Genomic DNA, 560 nt, shown 5'->3' with positions numbered 1-560 from the left:
GTACAAGGCAGGCTGGTACGGGCGTGAGGTGATCGCCGTGGACCGGTGGTTCCCCTCGTCCAAGCTGTGCTCCCACTGCGGCACCTTGCAGGGCAAGATGCCGCTGAACGTCCGTACCTGGACGTGCGACAACTGCGGGACGACCCACGACCGGGACGTCAACGCGGCGAAGAACATTCTGGCCGAGGGGCTCTCGGTGACAGTCTGTGGAGCTGGTGTAAGACCTCAACGGAGTACTCCGGGCGGGCAGTCGGCGACGAAGCAGAAAACCCCACGGCGCGAGCCGTAGGAATCCCCCTCCTTCAGGAGGGGGAGGATGTCAAGACTGGCTCTTGGCCTTTGTGTGTGTCTGTGCGCGGAGGCGTGGGAGGAGTGGACGGCGGACGAGACCGGGGATCCGTGCCCCAGGACGCCGTGATCGTATGCCGTTTCGGCGTCCCTCCGTAAGGTCGGCGCCGGTGTGCCGAGGACCGTCGGAGGGCCGTGGAGGGCCTCGGCGTGCGATGGGTCTCCATGGATCAGGGACAATGGGCGCCATGAGTGTTCGTAACCCGTCATCC

Annotated in this window: 1 protein-coding gene; it reads left to right on the top strand. The window is 65.5% G+C overall.

Annotation, left to right across the window (positions count from 1 at the left end; all coding sequences use genetic code 11):
- Nucleotides 1-289: zinc ribbon domain-containing protein (locus tag G3I60_RS43890; RefSeq protein WP_164608569.1), on the top strand; the 289-nt coding region annotated here is incomplete at its 5' end.
- Nucleotides 290-560: the final 271 nt, after the last annotated feature.

It is taken from the genome of Streptomyces sp. SID13666 (genome assembly GCF_010548325.1).
Lineage (GTDB): Bacteria > Actinomycetota > Actinomycetes > Streptomycetales > Streptomycetaceae > Actinacidiphila > Actinacidiphila fildesensis.
The sequence above is the reverse complement of the archived record's forward strand: the minus strand, read 5'-3'. Positions and strand labels throughout refer to the sequence as shown.